We start from the raw sequence: 24,755 nt of genomic DNA, 5'->3' as shown, positions 1-24,755 counted from the left end.
GACCGCGTCGGGGAGCCGGCTCAGACGGACGGCGTCAGCTTCTTCGCCGTGCTGCAGTGGCGGGTCCGGGTGTGCCGCCACAACTGGACGACCGTCAGCACGAACAGCGCGCCGAACGTCAGGAGCAGGAACGTGGCGATTCCCGCCTGCCGCCCGGCGGTCCCGCCGTCCCGCTGGAAGACCAGGACCAGGAAGGAGAGCGCCATCCCGGCGAGGTACACCGAGCGGACGCGCCTCAACTGACGTACAGCGCGAGGGGCGAGAGCTACACGCTTCATGAGGGCCATGTGCGCCGGATACCCCGGAAGGGCCCGCCCAGTCACCCCGTTCGCCGCGCGGGGGCGGCGGGTCGTCCACGCCGGCACGGGCGGGTGCGCCGGAGGGGGCCACCGGAAAGCGGAACGGGTCCGGCCTCGCGGCCGGACCCCCTCGCTTTTCCCCCACCGTCGGGTCTTCCCGTCCCCCCGGACCCCTCCCCGGAAGTCCCGACGCCCTGTGTGACCCGGCGGGGTACGCAAAGGTTGCAACGCTTTGCGATCTCTTTACCGACGGCCGCGGCCGGCCTCTCACGGAGGGCGCCAGGCGCGCCGCAAAGCCGTCGCGGCTCCCCGCGGCGGGCTGGTAGCAAGGGACGATGACCACGGACGCGCTGGACCCGATCGAACGCCTCCTCGCCGAACGCGCCTGCGAGCGCCTGATCATCGAGTTCGTGCACCGCCTCGACCTGGGAGACCCCGGCAGCGTCGCGGACCTCTTCACCCCGGACGGGGTCTGGGAGTGGCCCCACGACCACCGCAGGGTGGAAGGGCGGGAGGCGCTCCGCGCCTACTTCGGTGCACGCCCCGCCGACCGGCTGTCGCGCCGCCTGTCCACGAACGTCCTGGTCACCGTGGACTCCGCTTCGACGGCCACCGCCACCTCCTACTTCGCCACGTTCCGGGTCGACGGCTACTCCGGCGGCATGGCGCCCCCGACGCTCCCCGCCGACGTCGGCCACTACGCGGACGCGTTCCGCCGGGTCGAGGGCGTCTGGCTGCTCACCCGCCGCGTCGCGCACCTGCCGTTCGGCGGGGAGACCGTGCGACTCGGCCGCCCCGCCCCGTCCTGACCGCACCGTCCGCCGCCGCCCCGGACGTCCTGTCCCGCCGCCCGTGGTGCGGCGGGTGGGGGCGACGGGACGGCCGGGGGCGGAAAGATGGGGGCGACTCCCCCATGTGCCCGGTGCTCCTCCCCGCCACCATGGACGCGGGCGGGCCGACCGGGCCGCCGCGGAGCGGAGGGGGTGCGGCGCGATGGCGGAGAAGGACCTGATCGACAGAGCCCGGAGCGGTCGCCCCGGCGCGGACGGGGCCGACGGGCCGGGCGCCGCCGTCGCCTTCGCCCGCCGTCCCGCTCCCGTCGCCGCCTCCCCCTTCGCGGACGCGTCCGCCGAGCCCTGGTGGCTGCCCGGCGTCGTCGGGGCGCGGCCCGCCGGCGAGCCCGACTGGGCCGCCTTCGTACGGGCGGCCGTCGCCGCCGCACCGTGCGAGGTGCGGGTCCCCGACCAGGCGTATCCGGGGCTCAGCGGCTTCGGACCGGTCGTCGCGCCCTTCGTGGAGGCGGCGGTCGGACGGCTGCGGGACGCCGCGCCGTCGGCCGGGCTGCCCGCCGCCGTCCTCGCGGACTTCCGGGCGCACCTGACCCGGCGGCTGGCCCGGAGCGCGGCGCGCACGCTCGTCACGGAACTGCACGAGGCCCGGCGGCTCGGCCGGTTGCGCGGCGACGGGCCCGAGGCGCGCTTCCGGGACTTCGTACGGCTGACCGCCCGCCGCGACGGCCTCGGGGCCCTCACCACCACGTACCCGGTGCTGGCCCGCATCCTGGCGCGGGCCTGCCTGAACGCGGCCGACGCGTTCGCGGAGATGGCCGTACGGCTCGCCGCCGACCGGGACCTGCTCGGCCCGGCCGGGGTGCTCGGCGGCGGGTCCGCCGAGGCCGGGGTGCTCGCCGGGGTCGAGGTCGGCGCGGGCGACAGCCACCGCGGGGGCCGCTCCGTGATGATCCTGCGGTTCGCCGGGGGCGCCCGGCTGGTCTACAAGCCGCGCCCGCTCGCCGCGCACCGCCACTTCAACGCCCTGGCGGACTGGTTCAACACGCTGCCGGGCGCCCCCGGCCTGCGGGTGATCCGGGTGCTGGACCGGGGCGGCTACGGGTGGGCCGAGCACGTCGAGGAGCGGCCCTGCGGCTCGGCGGCGCAGACCCGGCAGTTCTACCGGCGGCAGGGCGCGCTGCTGGCCCTGCTGCACGCGCTGGACGGCACGGACCTGCACCACGAGAACCTGATCGCCTGCGGCCCCGACCCGGTCCTGGTCGACGTGGAGACCCTCTTCCACCCGCCGCTGGGCCCCGCCCGCTCCGCCGACCCGGCCGCCCGCGCCCTGCACGACTCGGTCCACCGGGTCGGGCTGCTCCCGCAGTTGCTGGTCGGGGACACGAGCGCGCTGGACATGTCCGCCATCGGCGGCGGCCGGGCCGCGTCCTCCCCCATCGAGACCGCCGACTGGGCGGGCGCGGGGACGGACGGTATGCGGCTGGTGCGCCGGGCGGGCCGGTTCACGGAGTCGGCCAACCGGCCCCGGCTCGACGGGGCGCCGGCCGACCCGTCCGCGTACACCGACGCCCTGTGCGACGGCTTCCGCGCCGGATACACGGCGATCCGCGAGCACCGCGACGAACTGCTGGGCCCGCGCGGGCTGTTGCGCCTCTTCGCCGAGGACGAGGTCCGCGTCGTGCCGCGGCCGACCTGGACGTACACGACGCTGCTCGACGAGTCGACCCACCCCGAGCTGATGCGGGACGCCGCCGAACGGCACCGGGTGCTGTCGCTGCTGCGGACCCCCCTCCTCGGCGTGCCCGCGCTGCCCGGCCTGGAGGACGAGGAGATCGCCGAGCTGTGGGCCGGCGATGTGCCGGTCTTCACCACCCGGCCGGGCGGCACGGAACTGCGCGGCGGCCCCGGCCGTACGGTCGCGGGCCCGGCGGACGGCGGTACGGGCCCCACCGCCCTGGCGCGCGTCGAGGCGAAGGTGCGCGCCATGGACACCGTGGACCGGCAGGACCAGGAGCGGATCATCCGGGCCGCGATGGTCAGCACCTCCCCCGAACCGGCGCACCGGGCGGGCGCGGGCGACCGGGCGCGGAGCGCGGCGACCGCGCCGGAGCCCGAGCGGCTGCTGTCCGCCGCGCGGTCGGTGGGCGACCAGCTCGTCTCCCTGGCCTACCGGCGCGGCGGGCGCACCAACTGGATCGGCCTGGAGCTGCTCGGCGAGCGCTACTGGCGGCTCGCGCCGATGGCGGCGGACCTCGCGGGCGGCTACACCGGGCCCGCGCTCTTCCTGGCGCAGTTGGCCGCCCTGACCGGGGCCCCGCGCTACGCGGAGGCGGCGCGCGAGGCCCTGGCGCCCGTGCCCGCGCTGCTGGACGCGCTGCACGGGCGGGCGGACGAGCTGGGGGCGCTGGGCTCGGGGGCGTTCGCGGGTCTGGGCGGCATCGCGTACGCGCTGACCGAGGTGGGGTCCCTGCTGGGCGACGGCGAGGTGCTGGACTGGGCCGGACCGGCCACCCGGCTGTGCTGCGCGGCGGGTTCGGCGGAGGCCGGGCACGGGGTGCGCGGCGGTGCGGCGGGCGGGCTGGTGTCCCTGCTCGCGGTGCACCGCGCCACCGGCCGGGCGGAGGCGTGGCGGGGGGCGGAGCGCTGCGCCGAGCGGATCGCCGCCGCCCCGCTCCCGGCGGGCGCGGGCTTCGCCGACGGGGCGGCCGGGATCGGCTGGGCGCTGCTGCGCTTCGCGGAGGCCCGCGCGGACGCCGGGGACGGGGGCGGCGACGGGGACGGGGGCGGCGACGGGGACCGCGACGGGGCCCGTTTCCGCGCTGCCGGGCTGCACGCCCTGCGCCGCGCGACCGCCGGGGGCGGAGACGGGGGCGCGGACCGCGGGGCGGACGGCGGGGGCATGGACCGGGCCACGGACGGCGGGGGCGCGGACCGGGCCGGGGGCCGCCCTGCGGACGCCGGGGCGGCGAGCGGTCTCAGCGGTCCCGGTGGCCGCCGCGCGGACGCGGACGCCGGGGGCGGGCCCGCGTGGTGCGACGGCGCGGCCGGTGTCGCGCTCGCCGTCGCGGACAGCCCCCACGCCGTCGCGGACGCGGAACTGGCCACCTGGCTGGCGGCCCGCGCCGGCGCACTGGCCGACAACCCACCGCTCGCCAACGACTCCCTGTGCCACGGCGAGTTGGGGCTGCTGGAACTTCTCGGCCATGACGCCCTGCCCGCCGCGCGGGCCGCGTGGGTGCGCCGGGCCGGGACCCTGCTGGCCGCCGCCGACCGGGGCGGGCCGCAGTGCGGGACGCCCGGCCGCGTACCGCATCCTGGACTGCTCACCGGGTTGTCCGGCATCGGGCACGGGCTGCTGCGGGCCGGGTTCCCCGACCGGATCGGCTCCGCCCTGCTCCTGCGGCCCTCGACCCCCCTGACCGGCACCACCGACCCCGACCACCGTCCACCCTGATCACCACCGCTCTCCTCCGGGGACGGACCCCTCCGCCCCGGCGCCGTCGGCGACCACCCACCAGAGGATGAGGCAGAGATGACGCAGTACAGCGAAACGGCCACGCAGATGTCCGCCGCCACCGCGCACGAGGGCGCCCCCGAGCACCCGGCCGGGCAGATCACGCTCGGCTCCACCGGAGGACTGGGGGCCCGCAGCAGACTTCTCAGCGTCTCGGAGGGCGAGATCGGTTTCAGCCACGACCTGCCGTGGACCACCATGACGGCCCCGTTCTGACGGTATCCGGCCACCGCGCCGCGAGGGCGACGGAATGAGCCACTGCCGCGGGGGACACGGCTCCAGTAGCCTGCGGCCATGCGAGCCACTTCGCCGGTCATCGTCGGGCGGGACGAGGAGATCGGTCTGCTGAGCAGCGCCCTGGACGCCGTGGGTCGGCGTTCGGGGCGCGCGCTGTTCCTCCTCGGGGAAGCCGGCATCGGCAAGTCCCGGCTCGTCGGCGAATGCGCTTACCGCGCCTACGGGTTGGGGATGCCGGTGCTGCGCGGCCGGGCCACGTCGACCGGTCTCGTGGTGCCCTTCCGCCCGCTGGCGGAAGCGCTCGCCTCCCGCTTCCGGGCGGCCGGCACCCCGGACGACCCTGAGCTGGCGCCCTATCACCCGGCGCTCGCCCGGCTGGTCCCGGAGTGGCGCGTGCCCGGCGCGCCGGACTATCCGGAGACGGTCGTGGAGCTGGCCGAGGCCCTGCTGAGGCTGCTGTCCGTGCTGGGCCGGGAGGCCGGTTGCGCGATCCTGCTGGAGGACCTGCACGACTGCGACACGGAGACCGTCGCGGTCGTCGAGTACGTCATCGACAACCTGGCCGACCTGCCGATCCTGCTGGTGGGCGCCCTGCGCCCCGAGCCGGGGCCCGCCCTGGACCTCGTGCGCTCCGCCGACCGCCGCCACTGCGCGCAGGTCCGCGAGATGGGCCCGCTCGGCGGCGCGCCGATGCGGGCGCTGACCGGGGCGTGCCTGGAGACGCGCCCCGAGGAGATACCCGAGGCCGTGCACCGGCAGTTGGCGGACCGCGCGGGGGGCAACCCGTACCTGCTGGAGGTCCTGCTGGCGGACCTCCTCGACACCGGCCGGCTGCGGCGGGCGGACGGCGGGTGGGCGGCGGCGGAGCAGCCGGGCGGGCCGGTCCCCTCGGACATCGTGCGCAGTTGGGCCCGCCGGCTGGACCGCCTCGACGAGCCGGTGCGCGACCTGTTGCTGGCGGCGGCCACGCTGGGCGGCCAGTTCTCGGTGACCGTGCTCCAGAGCGTCACCGGTTTCGAGGACCGGGCCCTGTTCACCCATCTGCGGTCCGCCGTGGAGGCGGGGGTGATCGCCCCGGACGGCGCGGCCCCCGACCGCTACGCCTTCCGCCACTCGCTGACCGCGGAGGCGCTGGTCTCCTCGCTCGCTCCGGCCGAGCGGGCGTCCCTGGCCCGGCGCGCCGCCGGGGCGATCGAGGACTCCGGGCTGCCGCTGGACGAGGACGGGCGGCAGCTCGTCGCCGCGCTGCGGTTGGCCGCGGGCGACCGGGCGGGGGCCGCGCTCCAGTTCGCGGAGGCGGGCAGACGGATGCTCGCTTCGGGGGCGCACGGTTCCGCCGTGGTGCTGCTGGAGCGGGCGCACCCCCTGGCCGCCGATGCCGACCGGGCCGCCGTCGCGGAGTCGTTGGCGGTCGCCCGTGCCGAGAGCGGTGATCTGGACGCCGCCCTGGCGCTGGCGGGCACGCTGCCCCCGGTCCCGGCGCGTTCCGAGGCAGCCGCCCGGCGCGGCGAGGTCCACGTCAAGCTCGCCTGGACGGCGGTGATGGCGGAGCGGGCCGCCGACGCGGCGCGCCAGGTCGAGGCCGCCCGCGCCCTGCTCGGCCCGTCGCCGTTACCCGGTCGGCGGGCCGCTCTCGTCGTGGTGGAGGGCCATCTGGCGCTGCTCCCCGGCCACGGACAGGCCCGCCGGGACCCGGCGGAGGCGGTGCGGTCGGTGCGGGAGGCCGCGGAGACCGCGGAGGCCGAGGGGCTGCCCGTCGTCGCGTGCCAGGCCTGGCAGTTGCTGGCGCTGCTCCTGCGGGAGCGGGGGTTCGACGCGGCGGACGCCGCCCTGGAGCGGATGCTGTCGCTCTCCACCGAACACGCCCTGCCCGTATGGCGGGTGGAGGCGCTGGTGCGGCTGGGGGCGAACGCGTTCATGCGGACCGGGGACGCGTCCCGGCTGCTCTTCGCGCGGGAGGCGGCCACCGGGCTGGGCGCGCTGCTGCTGACCCGCACGGTGGACGGGCTGCTCGCGATGAACGCGGTGATGCGCGCGCGGTGGGACGAGGCGCGGGAGATCATCGACCGCTCGGCGGAGGCGAGCGCGCGGGTCGGCAACCTGTCCGCCCACCGCTATCTGCTGCTGGCCGGGGCGACGATGGCCGCGCACCAAGGGCGGCGGCGCGACATGGACCGGGCGCTGGCCGCGTTCCGGCGGGCCGGCGGGGAGCAGTCGCTGCTGGCGCCGCTCCAGTCGGGGCTGTGCCGGGCGTTCGGGGCGCTCCTGGAGGAGGACCGGGACCGGGCGCTGGCGGACCTGGACGCCGCGCTGGCCTGGGAGTCGGCCCACCCGAGCTACTTCTACCTGAGCGGCCGGTACGGGCTGCGCCCGCTGCTGCGGGTCCTGGCGGGCGAGGCGGACCGGGCCGAACTGGCGCTGGTGCGGGCGGCTCCGGGGGCGTGCCTGGCGTGGAACCGGCAGTTCCTGGAGCTGGCCGAGGCGGTGCTGCTGGGCCGGGCGGGGGACCGGGCGGGGGCCGCGCGCCTGGTGGCGTCCTTCGACGCGTCGGCCGCCCCCTTCCCGGTCGCCCGCCACCTCGGTCTGCGGCTGGTCGCGGGCCCGGCCCGGACGGACGGGTGGGGCGAGCCGGTGGCGTGGCTGCGGACGGCCGAGGAGTTCTTCTACGGGGCCGGGGTCCAACCGGTCGCCTCCGCGTGCCGGGCGGCGCTGCGGCAGGCGGGCGCGAGCGTGACCCAGCACCGGGGCGGGTGGGACCGGATTCCGCCGCCGCTGCGGACGAGCGGGGTGACGCCGCGCGAGTACGAGGTGTTCGTGCTGCTGCCCGAGCGGCCCGGCAACCAGCAGATCGCGCGGCGGCTGTCCATCTCGCCCCGCACGGTGGAGAAGCACATGGCCAGCCTGCTGAACAAGACGGGGCGCACGGACCGGGCGGCACTGTGCGAGTTCGCCGCGGAGTGCGCGACCGATCCGGTCTGAGCGGGGGTCCGTACACGCGGGCCCGACCGGGGAGAGCCCCGCGCCGGGGGGCCGCCCGGCGCAGGGGGTGCCCGCCCCCCGCCGGGAGCACGCTGATCGGGCACGGCTGGACGTGCCCCCGCGTCGGGCGTCCCGCGGCCACCGGGCGCGGGTGGGGCGGCCAACATGGGGGCGTCGGGCCGTTTCGGTCGGGTGGGCGGGCGGAAAATGCGGGCGGAGCCCCGATGCGGTGGGGGCGCCGCGGCAGCAGGATCGGGGTGCGCGTCCGGCAGTCCGCCGCCCGTCCCCGTTTCCGGAGGCCCGCTGATGACCCGACCTCCCCTCCGCGCCGGCGCCCCCGGCGCGATGCGCTTCTCCCTCCTCGGCCCGCTCACCGCCCATGTGGACGGCCGTGAGCTGCCGCTCGGCCCGCGCAAGCAGCGCCTCGTCCTCGCCACCCTCCTCACGCGCCCCAACACACCGGTGCCCGTGGACGTGTTGACGGACGCGGTGTGGCCGGAGGACCCGCCCCGCACCGCGCGCAAGAACCTCCAGGTGTACGTCAGCGCCACCCGTACGCTCCTCGGCCCCGCCGGGGGCGACCGCGACCGGGTGGTGCACGGCTGCGGGGGCTACCTCCTGCGCGTCGGCGAGAGCGAGCTGGACACCCTGCGCTTCGCGGCCCTGGCGCGGGCCGGGCGGGCGGCGGCCGGGCGGGGCGACCTCCGCGGCGCCGCGCGGCTGCTCCGCGAGGCGCTGGACCTGTGGCAGGGGCCGCCGCTGCACGACCTGCGGGACTCCGCCGGGGTGGCGGAGGAGGCCGACCGCCTGGAGGCCCGCTGTCTGACCGTGTTCGAGGACTGGGCGGAGACCGAGATCGAGCTGGGCCGGGCCGCCGTCGCCGCGGACGGGCTGCGGGACCTGGTGGAGCGCCATCCGCTGCGGGAGCGGCTCCGGGCCGCCTGGATGAACGCCCTGCACCAGTCGGGCCGGCAGGCCGAGGCGCTGGCGGTCTACGACGACTACCGGCAGTCGATGGCCCGTGAGCTGGGCCTGGACCCGAGCCCGGCGATGGCGGAGCTGTACCGCACGGTCCTCGGGCGGGGGCGTGCGGCCCGCCGGCCCGCCGCCCGCGAGCGGGCGAGCACGGTGGCGCTGCCCGCCGACACCGGCGCCTTCACCGGCCGCCGCGACGAACTGCGGGATCTGCTGGACGTGTCGGGCGGTGACGACGCGCGCGTGGTGGTCGTCTCGGGCCCGGCGGGGGCCGGGAAGACGGCGCTGGCCGTCCGGGCGGCGCATCTGCTCGCGGACGGCTTCCCCGACGGCCGCGTGCACGTCCGGGTGCGGCGGGAGGACGGCACGGCGCGCGACCGGGCCGAGGTGCTGGCCGAGTTGGTGCGGCTGTGCGGCGTACGGACGCCGGGCGGCCCAGCGGACCCGTACCCGGACGTGAGCGGGGACGCGGGCCCGGCGTCGGACCGGACGGGGGCCGGGACGGCGGCGCTGGCGGACGCCTGGCAGGGGTGGCTGGCGCGGCACCGGGCGCTGGTCGTGCTGGACGACGTGCCGGACGAGGGGTCCGTGCGCGGCCTGCTGCCCCGGTCGGGCGCGTGCGCGGTGGTGGTCACCGCGCGGGGGCAGTTGGCCGGGCTGGCCCCGGTCCACCGGATCGCCCTGTCCGCGCTGGCGGACGGCGAGGCGCTGGAGCTGCTGGGGAGGCTGATCGGGGCCGGACGGCTGCGCACCGACCCGGCGGCGGCGGCACGGATCGTCCGGGCCTGCGGGGCGCTGCCGCTCGCCGTGGGGGTGAGCGGGATGCGGCTGGCGGTGCTGCGGCACCTGCCGCTGGCGGAGTACGCCGCCCGGCTCGACGACCCGTCGTGCGCGCTGGACGAGCTGGTGGCCGGAGACGTCTCCGTACGGGAGCGGATCGCGTCCGGCTGGCGGGATCTGGCCGAAGGCGACCGGTCGGCGCTGGGGCGGCTGGCGGGGCTCGCCGAGGCCGGCGGCTTCACCCTGGACCGGGCGGCGGCGGCGCTGGAGTGCGGCGAGCGGGCGGCGATCCGGGCCGTCGAGTCGCTGATCGGGGCCGGTGCGGTGACCTCGCCCGCCGGGGAGGTCACCGCGCACGCCGCGCTGTACGAGGTGCCGCGCCTGCTCTGTTTGTACGCCCGCGAGCGGGGCGTCGCGGAGCCGGTGGGCGCGGCGGCCGGTCCGCTCATCCCAGGGTGAGCAGCTTCAGCAGGTCGGGCCGCCGCCCGTCCGCGCCCGTATCGGGGGCGTCGGCGGCGGCCAGGAAGTACAGGGCCAGCAGCAGCCCGGCCGCCCCGGTGGCCAGGTCGGCGGAGCAGCGCCGCAGCCGCGCGCCGGGCACGAGCAGGTGGTCCTCGCGGGCGATGAGGTGCCAGGACAGGTTGCGCAGGGAGGCGAGGACCCCTGCCCCGGTCGGGCCGTCCTCCAACTGGCGTGCGGCGGCGACGAGTCCGGCCCGGCCGGTGAACAGCCCCGGCTCCCGGACGAACTCGTTGGTGCAGCCCCGGTGCACGCCGGGCAGCAGCGCCGCCAGCGCCGGCGCCTCGCGCCGGGCGAGGTAGGCGCGGGCGACCAGGGCGAACCCGCCGCTGCCCTGGTCGAGGTAGAGCAGGTGGCGGCGGCCGTCCTTGACCTGGACGGTGCCGTCGGGCAGGGCCACGCAGTGGCCGGAGTCCCGGTCCAGGGCGGTGCGGGCGGCGCGCAGCAGCCACGCCTCGCCGGTGAGCGCGTGCAGTTCGAGGTGGAGCAGGGCGACGCCGCTCAGCCCGCGCAGCAGCCCCGCGGAGGGCGGGGCCGCGATGCCGCCGCCCGCCCCCGCTTCGCCCCGGACCAGGCAGTCGAGGTCCCAGGCGGTCCGCAGGGCCAGGTCCACCAGCTCCGGGTCGGGGGCGGACGCTCCGGCCGCCGCCAGCCGGAGCGCGGCCAGCGCCGTGCCCGCGCGCCCGGTCAGGAGGTCGGCGGAGGCGGCGGGGTGCTGGGCTTCGGCGGCCCGCGCGAACAGCTCCCGGCCCTCCTCGGGGCGGCCCAGCAGCGTCAGCGCCACCGCCGCGCCCGGCAGTCCGTCGTACAGGCCGCCGGGCGCGGCCGGATCGCGGCGGCGGGCCGCCTCCACCAGCCAGTCCGTCCAGGCGTCCGGCACCGGCGCGCCCACGCGGTGCAGGGCGTACAGGACGCCGGCGGCCCCGTGCGCCAGGTCCGTGCCGCCGGTGGCGAAGGCTTGCGGGTCGCCGGGGAAGAGCCGGTCGCGGCGCTCGGGCGTCGCGCCCGCGTGGATTCCGGCGAGGAGCCGGGTGCGCAGGCGCGCCCAGTCGGGGGCGGGGCCGTCGAGGAGGGCGGCGATCTCGCGCTCGCGGTCGTGCGGGCCCCCCGCGGTGCGCGGCAGCGCGGTGGGGCGGCGGGGCCCCGCGTCGGGCGCCAGGCCGTACCTCCGGCGCGCCCAGCCCTCCAGCGTCAGGGCCTTGGCACGGTCGTGCCCGGCCATCTCCATGAGCGGCATCAGCATGGAGAGCCAGGTCGCCCACAGCGCGTAGGCGTCGGCCTCGGCTCCGGGGGTCCCGGCGGGCGCCTGGAGGCCCGGCGCGCCGGCCAGCGGGGTGTCCGGGTCGTCGAGGCCGGTGGCGTACTCGAAGTCGATGAGGGCCACGCGGCCGTCGGGGCGGACGATGACGTTGTTGGGGTGCAGGTCGCCGAAGCGCAGGCCCCGCCCGTGCACGGCGGCCAGCGCACGGGCGAGCTGCCCGGTCACGGAGTCCACCCAGGCGGTGTACGGGGCGAGTTCGGCGGCCGTGCCCGCCCCGCGGACCAGGGCGAAGCGGGCGACGACCTCCTCCAGGAGGGTGGCGCCCTCGATGTGCTCCTCGATCAGGAAGTGGTGCTGCCAGACGGTCGTCACCCCGTACACCCGCGGCACGCAGTCCAGCCCGGCCAGCGCGGTCAGCGCCCGGTGCTCGCGGTGCAGCCGGGTCACCGCGTCGTCCCCTGCGGGGTCGAGTCCGCAGTGCGGCCGGGCCTCGCGGAGCACCACCCGCCGGCCGGTCTCCCGGTGCCGGGCCAGGTAGATGCCGCCCGCGTTGGAGAACTGGAGGGCCTCGGTGACGGTGTAGGGGAAGGCCGCGTCCCCGGCGGCGGCGCGGGCTGCGAGGTGCGGGCGCAGCTCCTCGGGGACGGCGACCCACGCGGGGACGCGGAACACCACCCCGCGCTCGTCGGGCACCAGGGCGCCCGAGGGGTGGCGCAGGGCGGGGACCCGCTCGCCGTCCGCGTCCCGGCACCAGCGGGCGACGAACGCCCCGTACCGGACGTGCACCGGGCTGTCGCCGATCCGCAGGTCGCTGAGGATGTACGGGCCCCGGCGGCCGCGCAGGGCCGGGACCAGCTCGTCGAGCACCCGCAGGAAGGCGGTCTCGTCGCGGGGGTAGAGCGTGAGGAACTTCCCCGCGCCGGAGCGGGACATGTACTTGCCGGACATCAGCAGGAGCGCCTGCTCGCTGCGGAGGAACTTGAACGGCACCCCGTGGGCGAGGCAGACGCGGACGGTGTCGCGCAGGGTGGCGTCCGCCTCCTCGGGGACGGTGGAGACGTGGATCTTCCACCCCTGCTCGGCCGGTTCGCCGTCCTCGGGGACCATCGAGGTCCACAGGCCGCCCGGCACCCGGCGCCAACCCGTGGGCGGCGGGGCGCAGTCCAGCGGGTACCGGGTCTCCTCGTCCCGCAGCCGGGCCGGGGTGTCGTAGTACGTGCGGTCCGCGAGGCAGTAGAGCTGGGTCTGCTGGATGCCGGGCACGGCGTACCTCCTCAGAGTGCGCCGGGGCGGCCGGCGGGGTCGTGGGCGGGTCGGGCCGCGGACTCGGGCCGGGCGCGGTCGGCTCCGGCCGGTCGCGGGCCGGGGTCCTCGGGCGTGCCCGGTGCGGCGGGCGGCGGGACCGCCCCGGCCCGGACGGAGGGGGCGAGCGTCACCACGGCCGCCGAGACGGCCAGCACGCATCCGATCGCTCCGAAGGCGGCGCGGCTGCCCAGGGCGGTCAGCAGGGCGCCGCCGACGAGCGGGCCGAACGGCTGGACCATCGAGGACAGGAAGGCCGCCGCGCTCTGCACCCGGCCGAGCCGGTCCTCCGGGGTGACGATCAGCAGGGCCGAGAGGAAGCCGATGCTGGCGACCGTCGACAGGCACATGCAGAACGCGCACAACAGGCCGGCCAGCAGCGGACTGCTGACCCAGGCCAGCGCCCCGGCCGTCAGGACGCAGCTCCAGCAGGTGGTGACGATGAGGGCCCGGACGTGCCGGTCCGGGGCGAGCCGGGGCGCGAGCAGCGCGCCGGCGAGCGCGCCCGCCGACACGCAGGTGACGACGAAGCCGCCGCCGAAGCCGGAGCGCCCGCTCTCGGAGAAGACGGCGAGCGCGGTGAAGGTGAGGGCGCCGAACGCGAAGTTCATGCCCAGGCCGAACACCAGCAGCACCGTGCGCAGATAGGGCAGTCGCCACAGGAACGCGAGCCCGGCGGTCAGTTCCCGGCGGCTGAAGACCGAACCGGCCTTGGTCCTGGCCTCCGAACGGGTGCGCACGAGGGCCACGCAGAGCGTCGACAGGGACAGCCCGAGGAACTGGGCCGTGAAGGGCACGGCCTCGTGGACGCCGAACAGCGCGCCGCCGACGAGCGGGGCGACCAGGCGGACCGTGGAGGTGCGGGCCTGGAGCCGTGAGGTGGCCGTCCCCATCTGGTCCGGCGGCACGACCGCGCGCATCAGCCCGAAGGCCGCGGGGGCGTAGACGCTGTTCAGCACGGCCCCGGCGGTCGCGACCAGCAGGACGAGCGGCATGGGCGCGTGCCCGTACCAGACGGCGAGGGCCAGAGCGGCGACCGCGGCCAGGCTCCCCGCGTCGCACAGCCGCATGAGGCGGCGGCGTTCGACCCGGTCGGCCATGACACCGCCCGGCAGCATCGTGAGCAGCACGGCGCAGACGGACACCGTCCCCACGGCGCCGGCCTGCACGGCGGAGCCGGTCTCCTTGAGGATCAGCAGGGGCAGGGCGAGGGCGCTCATCTGGCTGCCCAGAGCGGCGAAGAGGCCGCTCATCCAGAGCAGCCGGAAGTCCCGGTTGGAGTGGAGCGGCTCGGCCATCGGGGCACCTCGCGTTCGGTCGGGGCGGCAGCCGTGCGACGGGGCGGCGGCCGGGACCAGGTCGTCGGCCGTACAAGCGGGACGGGGCGGCCTCCGCGGTGCGCGGAGGCCGCCCCGGCTCCGGCCGGGCGCCGCGGCGCCGAGGCACGGGCCTCGGACGGACGGGGCGCGCGACCCGGTGCGTCCGGTCAGTTGTCCATGACGACGCTCAGCACGCTGACGCAGCTTCCGGGGGCCTCGACGTCGCGGTCGCCGTGGACGGCCGTCTCCTGGAGGTCCAGGACGGAGTGCGCCTCGACCTCGGGGGTCTCGTTGTCGTCGGCGGCGGGCTTGGTGTTCTCGGACATGGTGGTCTCCATCCACTCGTCACTGCGGATCCCGGAAGCCGTGGGGCGAGCCCCGGTATCCGGTGCGGCGGGCCGGTGCCTGCCGTTGCCGAGAAAGCTAGGAGGCCGGGCCTGGCGATCGCTTCGCCGCCGGTATGGCCCCGGTATCGGGGCAGCTCGGCGGGGCCCGCCCGCCGTCCCCGGACCGCGGGAGCCGTCCCCGCACCGGCCCTGAGCTGGGCTCATACCGGCTCCGAAGCGGGAGCGGACCGCTCGCCAACCGGTGCCGCGCACGGTGGGGGTACGCGCTCGACGCGCCCCGGTCCCGTAGGAGGCGACCCGTATGGAACTCGCCGAACTCGTCGCACGGCGGCCCTACCCGGCCGCCGGACTGCTGCTCGGCCTCACCCGGCGCTGCCCCCTGCGCTGCGCGCACTGCTCCACCGGGTCGGACCCGTCCGCGCGGGAGGAGCCGGACGCCGGCCGACTGCTGCGCTTCGTCGGGTCGTTCACCGAGCAGGACCGGCCCGACGTCGTCCTGCTGACCGGCGGCGAACCGCTGCTGCTGCCCGCGCTCGCCGAGCGCCTGAGCACGCTGGCGCGCCGGGCCGGTTCCCGGACCGCGCTGCTGAGCGGCATGTTCTTCGCCCGGAACGCCGGGCGGGGGCTTCCGCCCGCGATCCTGCGGGCCGTCCGGGGCGTCGACCACTTCTCGGCCAGCCTCGACGCCCACCACGAGCGCGAGGTGTCGCGCGCCGAGGTGTTCCGGGCCCTGCACCGCGTCCGGGAGGAGGGCGTGGCCGTGAGCCTGCATCTGACGGGGACCGGACCTCTGGACCCCTATCTCGCCGACGTCACCGAGGCGGTGGACAGGGAGTTCGGCGGCCGGGTGCCCTGCCTGGTCAACGAGGTGCGGCCGTTCGGGCGGGCCGCGAGCTGGGCCCGGCCCGCCCGCACCGCCCCCGACCCCGGCGCGGCGTCGCCGTGCTCGATGGCCGCCTGGCCGGTGGTCGCCTTCGACGGCACGGTGCTGGCCTGCTGCAACCAGGACACCGTCGACCGGCGGCCGGTCCCGGACCACCTGAACCTCGGCCACATCGCCGACGACGACTGGGCGACCGTACGCCGACGCGCCCTGGAGTCCCCCGTGCTGCGGATGATCCGCGCGGTCGGCCCCGCCCACCTGGCCGCCCGCCACGGCCCCCCGCCCGGCCCGCGCCCGGCCTCCTACTGCGACGGGTGCCGCGCGCTCGGCGGCGATCAGGCGGTGGCGGCCGGGGCGCGGGCGGTGGCCGCCGGGGCGGCCGGGGCGCTGCTGGACCTGACGGCCGCCGCGCACGGCGCGCGGGGCGGCGCGCAGGGCATCGTGCGCCGCCACGGCTGCGCCGCGTACGCCCCGCTCGTCGTCGCGGGCGGGCCCCCCGCGGAGGCGGCGGCCGGGCGGGGCGTCCGATGAGCGCCGCGCGGGTCGCCGGTGCGGGGGCCTCGGCCCGGCTGCGGGCCGCACTGCTGCTGCTGGAGCCGGAGTCGCGGGGGGCGACGAGCCGCATGTGGCGCGCGGAGGAGCTGCTGCCGCGCTACCGGACGTACCTGTGCACCATGCACGCCGTCGTGCGCGCCTCCGTCCCGCTGATGGCGCTGGCCCTGCGGCGGGCCCGGTGCGCGGCCGCCTCGGGCGATCCGCTGGGGGTCCCGCTCGCCGCGTACCTGGAGGAGCACATCCGGGAGGAGCGGGGGCACGACGGCTGGCTGCTGGAGGACCTGCGGGCGGCGGGCGGGGACGCGCGGGACGCGCTCGGCCCGATGCCGTCGCCGCTGGTCGCCGCGTTGGTCGGCCCCCAGTACTACTGGATCGAGCACCACCACCCGGTGGCCCTGCTCGGTTACATCGCCGTGCTGGAGGGCCACGCCCCCGCCCCCGGCGTCACGGACCGCGTCGCCCGGCTGACCGGGCTGCCCGCCGCCGCCCTGCGCACCGTGCGGGAGCACGCGGCGCTCGACACGGGCCACCTGGACGCCCTGTACGCGCTGCTGGACCGGCTGCCGCTCGACCGGGACCAGGAGGCGGCCGTCGTGGTCAGCGCCCTGCACTCCCTCGACGCGCTCACCCGGCTGTTCGTCCGGCTCGCCCACCCCGCGCCGGCGCCGTCGCCGCGGGGAGCCCGACCCGTCCCCCCGATGGGAGTCACCCCATGACCGGACCACCCCAGAACGGCGAACGGCCCCCGCTGCCCCCGGCGTTGCGGGACGCGGGCTTCCCCGTGCACCTGCTCGACGACGAGCAGATCCGGGTGCTGGGCGAGCTGACCCCCGAGGAGCTGGCCGTGCTGCTCGACGTCAAGAGCCGGCTGGACGCCGTGGCGCCGGAGGTCCAGGCGCACGGTGAGATCGCGGGCGGCGCGCTGTTCTGACCGGCACGGGCCCGGCGGCGGGCTTCCGTCCGCGCCGGGCCCGGACCGGTGGACCGGCCGCCGCCGCCCGCCCGACCGTACGGCCCTCCGGGAGAGAAGGACCCGTCATGAACTGCCCCTCGTGCCACCAGGACCTGCCGCCGACGGCCCGGTTCTGCCCGTCCTGCGGGACGCCGTGCGCGACCGCCCCGGCCCCCGCCGCCGCGCCCTCCGGCGACGAGCGCAAACCGGTGACCGTCCTGTTCTGCGACCTCGTCGGCTCCACGGCGCTGTCCGGAGTGCTGGACCCGGAGGCGCTGCGCGCGGTGACGCTGCGGTACTTCGAGGCGATGAGCGCGGAGATCACCGCGCGGGGCGGTACGCCGGAGAAGTTCATCGGCGACGCGGTGATGGCCGTGTTCGGGGTGCCGGTGGTCCGCGAGGACGACGCCCGCCGGGCGCTGGCCGCGGCGCTCGGGATGCGCCGCGCGCTGGCCCGTCTGAACGAGGAGCTGCACGCCACGCTGGGCATCGAGCTGGCCGCCCGGATCGGCGTCAACACCGGTCAGGTGGTGGCGGGTTCGGACGCGACCGCCCGGCAGGCCCTGGTCTCGGGCGAGACCGTGAACATCGCGGCCCGGCTGGAGCAGAACGCGGGCCCCGGCGAGATCCTGATCGGCCCGCAGACCCTGGTCGCCGCCGGGCCCACGGTGAGCGCCGAGCCCACCGGTCCGCTGGCGCTGAAGGGCAAGCGCGAGAGCGTGGCGGCCTACCGGCTGATCGCGCTGGGCGGCGACGACCCCGCGCTGCTGCGCCGCTTCGACGTGCCCTTCGTCGGCCGCCTGGCCGAGCGGCGGGCCCTGGACGCGGCCCTGGCGAGCGCCGTGCGCGGGGAGCGGGCCGGGGCCGGGTTGCTGCTGGTCGTCGGGGAGGCGGGGATCGGCAAGACCCGGCTGGTACGGGAGTGGCTGGCGCGGCGCTCCGCCGCGGGCGCCCTCGCGTACGGGGCGGGGCGGTGCCGCAGCTACGGGGACCACGGCACCCTCGCCGCGCTGGCCGACGCCGTGCGCTCCCTGCCGACGCTCGCGCCCGCCTACGCGCAGTCGCCGGACGGGGCGGCCGCCGACGACGCGGACGGGGCGGCCGCCGACGACGCGATGGCGCTGCTGTCCGGGGGGCTGCTGCGCGACGGTGCCCCGAACGCCCCCTTCGAGGAGTTGTGCGCCGCGCTGGCGGCGGTCCTGGAGCGGGCCGCCCGCATCGGCCCGGTGGTCCTGGTGCTCGACGACTGGCACGCGGCTCCCCCGCTGCTGGTCCGCACGGTGCACCGGTTGGCGGCGGGGGTCGGGGGCGCGGGCGTGCTGGTCGTCTGCGCCGGGCGGCCCGAGGGGGCCCTCGGCCCCGACGAGCCCGAGGGCCCGCACGGGCCGGCCGGGTGGGACGGCGCGCGCGAGGGCGGCGGCGCGCCCGCGCACCCGCCCCGCGCCGCACGCCTCCCGCTCACCGGGCTGCCGCGCGAGGAGGCGGCCCTGCTCGCCGCCGGGCTCGCCGGTCCGGGCGGCCCGCCCGTCCCGGTGGACGACCGGCTGCTGGCACGGGCCGGGGGCAACCCGCTCCACCTGGAACAGCTCCTCGCCGGCGACCGGGCGGACGCGCCGGCCGCCTCGGCCCCGGAGTCCGGCGACGACCTGCCGCCCACCCTCCAGGCCCTCCTGGGCGCCCGGATCGGCGCCCTGGCCCGGACGGAGCGCGGGGTGGTGGACCTGGCGGCGGTGATCGGCCGGGAGTTCACCGCGCCCGAGCTGGTCCGGCTGGAGCAGTCGGTACGGGCCGGGGAGGGCCGCGCCCCCGACCCCCTCACCGGTGACGGCGAGAGCGGTACGGAGCACCGGCGGCGTGTGGACGGGGCGCTCGCGGCGCTCGGCCGCCGCCGGCTGGTGGAGGCCGGGCCGCCGGAGGGCCGGGAGGAGGCGGCGTACCGGTTCAGCAGCGGCCTGGTGCACGAGGTCGCCTACGCCTCGCTGTCCAAGCGGGCCAAGGCGGAGCGCCACGCCTGGGCGGCGGAGCTGCCCAGCGTGCTGCGGAGCGGGGACGGCGCGGTCGGCGGCCATCTGGAGCGCGCCTACCGCTACCGCGCCGAGCTGGGCCTGTTGGACGACCGGGCGCGGCGGCTGCGCGACCGCGCCGCGGCCGCGCTGGGCCGGGCCGGGTCCCAGGCCGCCTCCCGGTCCGACCTGCACTGGGCGCACAGCCTCCTGGAGCGGGCGGTGGAGCTGCGGCCCGAGGACGCGGCGGCGGCCCGGCGGCTCGGCGAGGTGCGGGTGGCGCTGGGCCGCGCCGAGGAGGGGGCCGCGCTGCTGCGCCGCGTACGGGACACGGACTCCGCGCCGGTGGAGGCCGCCCACGCCCGACTGGCCCTCGCGGTGCTGGACCCCGGCGGCCCCGGCCCCTCCCCCGCCGCCGTGGCCCGCGCCGTGCTGCCGGTGTTCGAGGCGGCCGGCGACTCGGCCGGGCGGGCGCGGGCCCATCTGCGGCTCGCCCAGCAGCTCCAGCGGTCCGGTCGGCACGAGGAGGCGGAGCGGGACCAGGCGCGGGCCCTGGAGCACGCGGTGCTGGCGGGCGCGGAGCCGGAGCGGGCGGCGGCGCTCGGCGCGATCGGCGTCTCCCTGTGGCGGGGCCCGGCCCCCGCGCCCGACGCGGTCTCCCGCTGCCGGGCGCTGCTGGCGGCGCACGGGCCCGGACGGCCCACGGTCCGGGTCACGCTCAACTGCCCGCTGGCGGTGCTGTACGCGCTCCAGGACCGGCCGGGCGAGGCGTACGGCTGCCTGGCGGAGGCGGAGCGGCTGGCGGGGAGGCTGGGCTTCGCCGAGGCGGAGGTCTTCCTGCCGGTGTTCCGGGCCTCGGTGGAGGCGCTGCTCGGCCGGGGCGGCGACGCGTTGGCGCTGCTGGACCGGGCGGACGCGGCGGCCCGGCGGACGGGGGCGGCCGGAATGCGCACGGCCGTGGCGCTGGACGCGGCCCGGCTGGAGCTGGACCGGGGCTGGGAGGACCGGGCGGCGGCACGGGTGGCCGGGGTCGGCGACCCCTCGGGGCTGAGCCGCGCGGACGCGGTGGACCTGGCGGGGCTGCGGGCCCGGCTCACGGTGCGGGAGCGCCCGGCCGAGGCGCTGGGCCACGCGGACCGGGGGGTGCGGGCCGCGCTGCTCACCGACTCCCCGCTGGTGCAGGCGACGGCCGAGCTGGACCGGGCGCACACGCTCGCCGCCCTCGGCCGGTCCGCGGAGGCCGAGGCCGGCGCCCGCGCGGCCCGCGCGCACTTCACCGGCAAGGGGCATCTGCCGGGGATGCGCCGGACGGCCGGGTTCCTGGCGCACCCGCCCGGCGCCCTGGCGACGACGAGCGAGAGGAGCTGACCGATGACCTCCGCGGAGACGGGGACGGCGGCGCGGACACCGGCGGGACCGGGCACGGGGGCGGGACCGGGCGCGGGGACGCGAACCGGAACGAGTACGGAGTCGGGCACGGGGACAGCGGCCCACGCCCCCGCGGAGACCGGCACGGGAACAGCGGCCGCGCCGGGCCGGGGGCTGACCTGGAGCCTGCGGGGGCGCGGTCCGAAGGACGTGCCCGTGCTGGCGGACGCCGGACCGCCGGGCGGGCTGCCCGGCGAGGGCGCGACCGGCCGGGGCGTCCGCGTGTGCGTGGTGGACTCCGGGGTGGAGCGCGACCACCCCCTGATCGGCCCGCTCGCCGCCTCCTGGGCGGTGGTCGAGGACGCGGGGACCGGGCGGCTCACGGTCGAGCCGACGACGACCGGCGACGCCTGCGGGCACGGCACCGCCTGCGCCGGCATCATCCGCCGCACCGCGCCGGACTGCGAGATCCACAGCGTCCGGGTGCTCGGGGAGCGGTTCTCCGGCACCGGCGACGTCCTGATGGCCGGGTTGCGCTGGGCGGTGGAGCAGCGGTTCGACGTGGTGAACCTGAGCCTGTCCACGACCCGCACCCGGTTCGCGCAGGAGCTGCACAGCCTGGCGGACAACGCCTACTTCGCCCGTACGGTGATCGTCGCCTCCGCCCACAACACGCCGGTGGAGAGCTTCCCCTGGCGGTTCGCCTCGGTGATCTCGGTCGGCAGCCACCAGGAGGAGGACCCCGATCTCCACCTGTACAACCCCGAGCCGCCGGTGGAGTTCTTCGGGCCGGGGCAGAACGTGACCGTGCCCTGGCTGGGCGGCCGGACGATCCGCACCACCGGCAACAGCTTCGCCACGCCGTACGTCGCCGGGCTCTGCGCCCGTGTGCTGTCCGCGCACCCGCGGATGACGGCCTTCCAGCTCAAGAACGCCCTCTATCTGTCCGCGGCCAATGTGCGCTGCACACCGCGTCCTTCCACAGCGGCAGGAGATATCCGTGATGACTCCCCGAACTGATCCCGCCCCCGCCGCCGACGCGCCCCGCGACGAACTGCTCCAGTCGGTGGTGGACGTGGCCCGCGCCATCTTCGGGGCCGCGGCCAGCTCCGTCTTCCTGCTCGACGAGGAGGCGCAGGAGCTGGTCTTCCAGGCGGTCTCCGGGCAGGGCGAGGAGTTCCTGGTGGGGCGGCGGTTCCCGGCCGGACGCGGTATCGCCGGGTGGGTGGCCGCCTCGGGCGAGCCGATGGTGGTGGACGACCTGAGCACCGACCCGTCCTTCGACCGCGCGCTGGCGGAGTCGACCGCGTACGTGCCGAACGCCCTGATGGCGGCCCCGCTCATCAGCGACGCGCGGGTGCTGGGCGTCCTGGAGGTGCTGGACCCCTCGCCGCAGGCCCGCTCGGACCTGCGGGAGCTGGACCTGCTGGCGATGTTCGCCCGGCAGGCCGCCGCCGCCCTGCGGGTGGTCGCCCCGTGCCGGAGGCCGGAGCGGGAGGCGGCGGGGCCCGTGCTGGAGGGGGCGCGGCGCGAGGACGCGCTGAAGCTGCTCGGCAGCCTGGAGCGGCTGCTGCGAGGCGTGGGCTGAGGGCTCCCGCCCGCCTCGGCGCGGGCGGGAGTAGCCCCGCGGCCCTTGGGGCAGGAGGCGGAGGACACGCCGGGCCGGCTCCCGCCCGCGCGCACCCCGCACCGGGTCGCGGCGCGCCGCCCACAAGGGAAGGACACGCACGATGAAGCTCGCTTTCTCCACCCTCGGGGTGCCGGGGACGCCGATCGCCGAGGTCGTCCGGCTCGCCGCCGACCACGGCTACCAGGGGGTGGAGCTGCGCGTCCACCCCGAGGAGCCGGTGCACCTGGGCCTCTCGCCGCTCGAACGGGCCGACGTGGTCGAGGCGTTCAAGGCGGGCGGGGTGGAGATCCTGTCCCTCGCCGGATACGTGCAGGTGGCCGGCGAGGGGCCCGACGAGCCGGTCCTGGCGGAGCTGGCCGAGCTGGTGAAGCTCGCGCGGGACCTGGGCGCGGGGTACGTCCGGGTGCTGCCCGGCGGCGGCGACCAGGACCAGGAGGAGGCGGACGCGACCGCCGCGCGCCGGTTGGGGACCGCCGCCCCGGCCGCCGCCGACATGGGCGTGAGCATCCTGCTGGGGACCCATGACACGCACCCCGCGGGCGTCGACGTGGCGCGGGTCGTCGCCGCGGTCGGGCACCCCCGGATCGGCGCGGTCTGGGACGTGCTGCACACGTGGCTCGCCGGCGAGGAGCCGACCGCCGCCCACGCGGTGCTCGCCCCGCACCTGGGGTACGTCCAGGTGAAGGACGTGGCCTCGGCGCACGACCTCGCCCCGCTGCCGCCGGGGGCCGGGGTGCTCCCGCTGGCGGAGTGCCTGGACGGGCTGGGCCCGGAGACGTGGGTGAGCTGGGAGTACGAGAAGCGCTGGTATCCGGGGGCGCCGGAGCTGCCGGGCCTGCTGGCCGCCGGGCGCGAGCACCTGCTGCGGATCGGTGCGCCGAAGCAGCCGCGGTAGCCGCGTGGGGCGGGTCGGGGGGGGGGGGGGGGGGGGGGGGGGGGGGGCCCCCCCCCCCCCCCCCCCCCCCCCGCGCCCGCGTGTCGGTCCGGGCCCGGCCCGGCACCCTTGACCGGAATTTATTTTCCCTATAAGCGTATCGTCTGAAAGTTTCTTTCACCCTTGGGAAGGAGCTCACGTGCCCCACCGCACCTCCAGACGCACCCTCCTCACCGCCACCGCCGCCGCCACCGCGGCCGCCGCCACCGGCGTCGTCGCCGCCCCCGCCGCTTCCGCGCACCCCGCGAACGGCTCCACCGACCGCCGGCTGCGGCGCGTCATCGCCGGGATGAGTCTGGAGGAGAAGGTCGGCCAGCTCTTCGTGATGCGGGTCTACGGGCACTCCGCCACCGACCCCGACCCGGCCGACGTCGACGCGAACCTCAAGGAGATCGGGGTCCGCACCGCCGCTGAGCTGATCGCCGAGTACCACGTCGGCGGCATCATCTACTTCACCTGGGCGCACAACACCCGCGACCCCCACCAGATCGCGGACCTCTCCAACGGCCTCCAGCGCGCCGCCCTCGCCGGGCCGTCCCGCGTGCCGCTGCTGGTCTCCACCGACCAGGAGCACGGCATCGTCTGCCGGGTCGGCGAGCCCGCCACCCTGCTGCCGGGCGCGATGGCCCTGGGCGCGGGCGGATCGCGCTCCGACACCCGCCGGGCGGCCTGGATCGCGGGGGCCGAACTGGCGGCGCTGGGCATCAACCAGAACTACGCCCCGAACGCCGACGTCAACGTCAACCCCGCCAACCCGGTCATCGGCGTACGGTCCTTCGGCTCCGACCCCCGCTCGGCGGCCGACCTGGTCGCCGCACAGGTGAAGGGCTACCAGGGCGCCGGCGTCGCGGCGACGGCCAAGCACTTCCCCGGACACGGCGACACCAGCACCGACAGCCACACCGGACTGCCCGTCATCGGGCACACCCGCGCGCAGTGGGAGGAGCTGGACGCCCCGCCCTTCCGCGCCGCGATCCGCGCCCGGATCGACTCGATCATGACCGCGCACATCGTCGTCCCCGCGCTCGACCCGTCCGGGGACCCGGCCACGCTCTCCCGGCCGATCCTCACCGGCATCCTCCGCGAGGAGCTGGGCTACGACGGGGTGGTGGTCACGGACTCGCTCGGTATGCAGGGCGTGCGCACCAAGTACGGCGACGACCGCGTCCCGGTCCTCGCCCTGCTGGCCGGGGTGGACCAGTTGCTGAACCCGCCGAACCTCTCCGTCGCCTGGAACGCGGTCCTGAAGGCGGTCAGGAGCGGGGAGCTGGACGAGGCGAGGATCGACCGGTCCGTCCTGCGCGTCCTGCGGCTCAAGGACCGCCTCGGCCTGTTCCGCGACCCGTTCGTCAGCGCCGCCGGCGTGGACCGCACGGTCGGCGTCCGCGCCCACCGGGACGCCGCCGACCGGATCGCCGAGCGCACGACGACCCTGCTGGCCGACCCCGGCTCCCTGCTGCCGCTCTCCCGCCGCACCCACCGCGAACTGCTGGTGGTGGGCGCCGATCCCGCCTCCCCGTCCGGGACGACGGGCCCGCCGACCACCACGCTGGCCGACGCCTTCACCGAACTGGGCTTCTCCGCACGGGCCCTGTCCACCGGTACGGCCCCGAGCCCGGCGAAGGTCGCCGAGGCGGTCGCCGCCGCGCGGGGCAAGGACGCGGTCGTCGTGGCGACCTACAACGTCACGGCGGACAGCCCCCAACGCGCCCTGGTCACCGCCCTGGTGGCGACCGGCGTCCCGGTGGTCGCGGTCGCGGTCCGCAACCCGTACGACGTCGCCCACCTCACCGGTTCCGGGGTCGCGGCGAGCCTCGCCGCGTACTCCTGGACCGATGTCGAACTGCGCGCCGCCGCACGGGTGATCGCGGGCCGCGCCGAGCCGGGCGGCCGGCTCCCGGTGCCCGTGCAGCGGGCGGACGACCCGGCGCGGGTGCTGTACCCGGTGGGCCATGGACTGACCTACCGGACCCGTTCCGCCGCCGGGCGCTGACCCGGACGGGGGGGGGGGGGGGGGGGGGGGGGGGGGGGGGGGGGGGGGGGGGGGGGGGGGGGCGGCGTTGCGTGGGGGGTGGCGGAGGGCGAGGGTGCGGCGGGGGGGGGGTGG

At 77.8% G+C, this 24,755-nt stretch carries 17 protein-coding genes; 13 read left to right on the top strand and 4 right to left on the bottom strand.

Annotated features, from left to right (window positions below):
• Window positions 1-20 precede the first annotated feature (20 nt).
• On the bottom strand, window positions 21-287 hold the full coding sequence (locus tag ACZ6EJ_RS20290) for a hypothetical protein (protein ID WP_469268845.1): 267 nt from the start codon (window positions 285-287) through the stop codon (window positions 21-23).
• Window positions 288-634: 347 nt separating this feature from the next.
• Between ACZ6EJ_RS20290 and ACZ6EJ_RS20285 the strand changes: the two genes are divergently transcribed.
• From ACZ6EJ_RS20285 to ACZ6EJ_RS20265, 5 genes are all read left to right on the top strand, one after another.
• Window positions 635-1,108 (top strand): nuclear transport factor 2 family protein, encoded by a 474-nt coding sequence (locus ACZ6EJ_RS20285; RefSeq protein ID WP_469268843.1) that lies wholly within the window; start codon window positions 635-637, stop codon window positions 1,106-1,108.
• Between the two features lie 184 nt (window positions 1,109-1,292).
• Entirely contained in the window at window positions 1,293-4,544 is a 3,252-nt protein-coding gene (locus ACZ6EJ_RS20280) for a type 2 lanthipeptide synthetase LanM family protein (protein WP_469268842.1), read from the top strand.
• 78 nt (window positions 4,545-4,622) lie between these two features.
• Complete coding sequence (locus tag ACZ6EJ_RS20275; RefSeq protein ID WP_469268841.1) at window positions 4,623-4,820, top strand: hypothetical protein; 198 nt, start codon at window positions 4,623-4,625, stop codon at window positions 4,818-4,820.
• 78 nt (window positions 4,821-4,898) lie between these two features.
• Complete coding sequence (locus ACZ6EJ_RS20270) at window positions 4,899-7,820, top strand: helix-turn-helix transcriptional regulator (RefSeq protein ID WP_469268839.1); 2,922 nt, start codon at window positions 4,899-4,901, stop codon at window positions 7,818-7,820.
• Between the two features lie 306 nt (window positions 7,821-8,126).
• Window positions 8,127-10,034, top strand: coding sequence for an AfsR/SARP family transcriptional regulator (locus tag ACZ6EJ_RS20265; RefSeq protein WP_469268837.1), 1,908 nt, complete (start codon window positions 8,127-8,129; stop codon window positions 10,032-10,034).
• Here ACZ6EJ_RS20265 and lanKC read toward each other — a convergent pair.
• The 3 genes from lanKC to ACZ6EJ_RS20250 all read right to left on the bottom strand — a co-directional run bounded on the left by lanKC (window position 10,021) and on the right by ACZ6EJ_RS20250 (window position 14,302).
• Window positions 10,021-12,618, bottom strand: a complete 2,598-nt coding sequence (gene lanKC, locus ACZ6EJ_RS20260) for a class III lanthionine synthetase LanKC (protein ID WP_469268835.1) — start codon at window positions 12,616-12,618, stop codon at window positions 10,021-10,023. The genes ACZ6EJ_RS20265 and lanKC overlap by 14 nt on opposite strands.
• An 11-nt stretch (window positions 12,619-12,629) precedes the next feature.
• A complete protein-coding gene (locus tag ACZ6EJ_RS20255; RefSeq protein WP_469268834.1) occupies window positions 12,630-13,955 on the bottom strand; it encodes an MFS transporter in 1,326 nt (441 codons plus the stop codon).
• Between the two features lie 188 nt (window positions 13,956-14,143).
• Window positions 14,144-14,302, bottom strand: coding sequence for a hypothetical protein (locus ACZ6EJ_RS20250; RefSeq protein ID WP_469268833.1), 159 nt, complete (start codon window positions 14,300-14,302; stop codon window positions 14,144-14,146).
• A 322-nt stretch (window positions 14,303-14,624) separates the two neighbouring features.
• On the opposite strand from ACZ6EJ_RS20250, the gene ACZ6EJ_RS20245 reads away from it, so the two are divergent.
• The 8 genes from ACZ6EJ_RS20245 to ACZ6EJ_RS20210 all read left to right on the top strand — a co-directional run bounded on the left by ACZ6EJ_RS20245 (window position 14,625) and on the right by ACZ6EJ_RS20210 (window position 24,641).
• The gene (locus ACZ6EJ_RS20245) at window positions 14,625-15,737 is read left to right on the top strand and encodes a radical SAM protein (RefSeq protein ID WP_469268832.1); all 1,113 of its coding nucleotides are present in this window, start codon (window positions 14,625-14,627) and stop codon (window positions 15,735-15,737) included.
• On the top strand, window positions 15,734-16,477 hold the full coding sequence (locus tag ACZ6EJ_RS20240) for an iron-containing redox enzyme family protein (protein ID WP_469268831.1): 744 nt from the start codon (window positions 15,734-15,736) through the stop codon (window positions 16,475-16,477). The genes ACZ6EJ_RS20245 and ACZ6EJ_RS20240 overlap by 4 nt, the downstream gene beginning before the upstream one ends.
• Complete coding sequence (locus tag ACZ6EJ_RS20235) at window positions 16,474-16,692, top strand: aroma-sacti cluster domain-containing protein (RefSeq protein ID WP_469268830.1); 219 nt, start codon at window positions 16,474-16,476, stop codon at window positions 16,690-16,692. The genes ACZ6EJ_RS20240 and ACZ6EJ_RS20235 overlap by 4 nt, the downstream gene beginning before the upstream one ends.
• A 107-nt stretch (window positions 16,693-16,799) precedes the next feature.
• A complete protein-coding gene (locus tag ACZ6EJ_RS20230) occupies window positions 16,800-20,084 on the top strand; it encodes an adenylate/guanylate cyclase domain-containing protein (protein ID WP_469268828.1) in 3,285 nt (1,094 codons plus the stop codon).
• Between the two features lie 174 nt (window positions 20,085-20,258).
• A complete protein-coding gene (locus tag ACZ6EJ_RS20225; protein WP_469268856.1) occupies window positions 20,259-21,104 on the top strand; it encodes a S8 family peptidase in 846 nt (281 codons plus the stop codon).
• On the top strand, window positions 21,088-21,672 hold the full coding sequence (locus tag ACZ6EJ_RS20220; protein ID WP_469268826.1) for a GAF domain-containing protein: 585 nt from the start codon (window positions 21,088-21,090) through the stop codon (window positions 21,670-21,672). The genes ACZ6EJ_RS20225 and ACZ6EJ_RS20220 overlap by 17 nt, the downstream gene beginning before the upstream one ends.
• Window positions 21,673-21,814: 142 nt before the next feature.
• Window positions 21,815-22,609, top strand: coding sequence for a sugar phosphate isomerase/epimerase family protein (locus tag ACZ6EJ_RS20215; RefSeq protein WP_469268825.1), 795 nt, complete (start codon window positions 21,815-21,817; stop codon window positions 22,607-22,609).
• A gap of 178 nt (window positions 22,610-22,787) precedes the next feature.
• A complete protein-coding gene (locus tag ACZ6EJ_RS20210; protein ID WP_469268823.1) occupies window positions 22,788-24,641 on the top strand; it encodes a glycoside hydrolase family 3 protein in 1,854 nt (617 codons plus the stop codon).
• Window positions 24,642-24,755: the final 114 nt, after the last annotated feature.

Source organism: Streptomyces sp. NPDC041970 (assembly GCF_055588985.1).
The sequence above is the reverse complement of the archived record's forward strand: the minus strand, read 5'-3'. Positions and strand labels throughout refer to the sequence as shown.

Bases quoted from the DNA above. Each gene is read 5' to 3' on its own strand.
- ACZ6EJ_RS20290 (WP_469268845.1), bottom strand. From the start codon at position 287: ATGGCCCTCATGAAGCGTGTAGCTCTCGCCCCTCGCGCTGTACGTCAG.
- ACZ6EJ_RS20285 (WP_469268843.1), top strand. From the start codon at position 635: ATGACCACGGACGCGCTGGACCCGATCGAACGCCTCCTCGCCGAACGC.
- ACZ6EJ_RS20280 (WP_469268842.1), top strand. From the start codon at position 1,293: ATGGCGGAGAAGGACCTGATCGACAGAGCCCGGAGCGGTCGCCCCGGC.
- ACZ6EJ_RS20275 (WP_469268841.1), top strand. From the start codon at position 4,623: ATGACGCAGTACAGCGAAACGGCCACGCAGATGTCCGCCGCCACCGCG.
- ACZ6EJ_RS20270 (WP_469268839.1), top strand. From the start codon at position 4,899: ATGCGAGCCACTTCGCCGGTCATCGTCGGGCGGGACGAGGAGATCGGT.
- ACZ6EJ_RS20265 (WP_469268837.1), top strand. From the start codon at position 8,127: ATGACCCGACCTCCCCTCCGCGCCGGCGCCCCCGGCGCGATGCGCTTC.
- ACZ6EJ_RS20255 (WP_469268834.1), bottom strand. From the start codon at position 13,955: ATGGCCGAGCCGCTCCACTCCAACCGGGACTTCCGGCTGCTCTGGATG.
- ACZ6EJ_RS20250 (WP_469268833.1), bottom strand. From the start codon at position 14,302: ATGTCCGAGAACACCAAGCCCGCCGCCGACGACAACGAGACCCCCGAG.
- ACZ6EJ_RS20245 (WP_469268832.1), top strand. From the start codon at position 14,625: ATGGAACTCGCCGAACTCGTCGCACGGCGGCCCTACCCGGCCGCCGGA.
- ACZ6EJ_RS20240 (WP_469268831.1), top strand. From the start codon at position 15,734: ATGAGCGCCGCGCGGGTCGCCGGTGCGGGGGCCTCGGCCCGGCTGCGG.
- ACZ6EJ_RS20235 (WP_469268830.1), top strand. From the start codon at position 16,474: ATGACCGGACCACCCCAGAACGGCGAACGGCCCCCGCTGCCCCCGGCG.
- ACZ6EJ_RS20230 (WP_469268828.1), top strand. From the start codon at position 16,800: ATGAACTGCCCCTCGTGCCACCAGGACCTGCCGCCGACGGCCCGGTTC.
- ACZ6EJ_RS20220 (WP_469268826.1), top strand. From the start codon at position 21,088: ATGACTCCCCGAACTGATCCCGCCCCCGCCGCCGACGCGCCCCGCGAC.
- ACZ6EJ_RS20215 (WP_469268825.1), top strand. From the start codon at position 21,815: ATGAAGCTCGCTTTCTCCACCCTCGGGGTGCCGGGGACGCCGATCGCC.